Here is a 1830-nt window from a genome sequence, read left to right as displayed (position 1 = left end):
GTGTGAGGCCACGGCGGTGATGTCGGTCGCGTCCCCGGGGGCGAGGATCCCCTCGGAGACACGGCCGGTCACCGTGCCGGGGAAGACGACGTCGGGGAAGATCCTCGACGGCAGGCCCAGAGCCTCGATCCGGCTGACATCCCAGCCGCCGCCGCGGGGGAGTGCGAGGCCGGTGCTGGAGACGTTCGTGGCCTCGGCGACGTCCGCGGCGCCGAGCCAGCGTCCGAGCAGATCGGGCATCAGCAGCATCTGCTGCACGGTGTCGAGTCGTCCGGCCTCCCGGTCGGCCGCCAGCTGATAGATCGTCATGATGGGGAGCGCGGTGACCCCGGTCGTGCGGAAGGCCTCGGCGGCGGGCAGGATCTCCTCGACGATCGGGAAGCTGCGCTCGGTGCGGGCGTCGCGCTGATGGAAGGGAGCATCGAGGAGACCGTCGTAGCCGAGCAGGCCGTAGTCGCCCGACCACGCGTCGACGCCGATGCTGGTGAAGGCCGGCCCCTCCCTGCGCAGCCGGGTGAGGCCGACGAGTGCATCTCGATACAGCCGTTGCGCGTCCCACCGCAGGCCGAGCTCATCCGTGAACGCACGGTTGCGGAACCGGTGCACCCCGTCGATCCGCAACCGCTCGCCGTCGACGGTCGCGCTCACGACACGACCGCTGGACCCGCCGAGATCGACGGCGGCAGCTCGGAAGGTCGCCGAGCCGAGGGGCAGTTCGGGCATGCCACTCAGCCTATGGCCGGGCCTCTGGTTCGGGCCTATGGTCCGGTGAGCCCTCAGACGCTGGTGTATCCCCCGTCGATGAGGATGCTCTGCCCCACGACATAGCTCGAGCGCTCGCTCGCGAGATAGACCAGCAGGTCGCCGAGCTCTTCGGGTTGTCCCATGCGCCCCGCCGGGATGCGCCGTACCCACTCGTCGGCCATCTCGGGGTTCTCCGCCACGAAGTCCCTGGTCATGTCGCTGGCGAAGTATCCGGGGGCGATCGCGTTGACGCGGATGCCGAGAGGCCACCATTCGATCGCCGCGCTCTTCGTGAACATCGACACCGCGGCCTTCGAGGTGTTGTAGGCGGCCTGGGTCTGCGGGATGTTCACGGCGAACGCCGACATCGACGACACGTTGACGATGCTGGCCGGGTTGCCGCGGTCCGCCTCGACGTGCCGGCGTGCGAACTCACGGCTCGTGACGAAGGTGCCGGTGACGTTGACGTCGAGCACCCGCCGCCAGTCGTCCGTGCTGGTGTCGAGGAGGGGCGTGCCCGATGTGATGCCGGCGCTGTTGACGAGCACGTCTGCCGCGCCCAGCCGCTCGCCGATGATGTCGAAGGCGGCGGCGACGGATGCCTCAGAGGCGACATCGACGCTGACGCCCAGGCAGCGTCGACCCGAAGCGGACTCCAGGGCATCGGCGGCTTCGGCGACGGTGTCGAGGCGGTCGAGGAGTGCGACCTCGGCGCCCCCGGAGGCGAGGGCCTCGGCCATGGCGTAGCCGAGGCCCCGCGCTCCGCCGGTGACGACGGCCACGCGGCCGAGGAGTGGTTCCGTGGTGTTTCCGAGCATGAGCAGAGCCTAGCGGGGGCGCTCAACCTGGAACACTCACCGCTCATATGAGCGCGCGCGATCGAGGTCGCTGGTCGCGCGATCCGTCTCATCGCGCGCACCGGATAGATTCCTCCCATGGCTCTTTCCGGCAATCTCGAGGCGCAACGACGCCGAGACGAACTCGTCGAACTCGCCAACGGCCCCCAGGGTGTGATGATCGAGGCTGCGGCCGAGCTCTTCGCGGTGTCGTCGATGACGATCCGTCGAGACCTGCTCGAACTCGAGG

At 69.3% G+C, this 1830-nt stretch carries 2 protein-coding genes and 1 pseudogene; 1 reads left to right on the top strand and 2 read right to left on the bottom strand.

Features of this window, described 5'->3' with window-relative positions; genetic code table 11:
• Window positions 1–723: pseudogene (locus DSP71_RS07845) on the bottom strand (rhamnulokinase); the annotation flags it as partial.
• A gap of 53 nt (window positions 724–776) precedes the next feature.
• Window positions 777–1562, bottom strand: coding sequence for an SDR family NAD(P)-dependent oxidoreductase (locus tag DSP71_RS07840; protein WP_046748665.1), 786 nt, complete (start codon window positions 1560–1562; stop codon window positions 777–779).
• 117 nt (window positions 1563–1679) lie between these two features.
• On the opposite strand from DSP71_RS07840, the gene DSP71_RS24595 reads away from it, so the two are divergent.
• Window positions 1680–1830: DeoR family transcriptional regulator (locus DSP71_RS24595; protein ID WP_113680799.1), on the top strand; the 151-nt coding region annotated here is incomplete at its 3' end.

This window comes from Microbacterium sp. H6, assembly GCF_003314775.1.
Classification (GTDB): domain Bacteria; phylum Actinomycetota; class Actinomycetes; order Actinomycetales; family Microbacteriaceae; genus Microbacterium; species Microbacterium oxydans.
Note: the sequence above shows the minus strand (reverse complement) of the source record. Positions and strands in the feature narration are given on the sequence as shown.

Bases quoted from the DNA above. Each gene is read 5' to 3' on its own strand.
- DSP71_RS07840 (WP_046748665.1), bottom strand. From the start codon at position 1,562: ATGCTCGGAAACACCACGGAACCACTCCTCGGCCGCGTGGCCGTCGTC.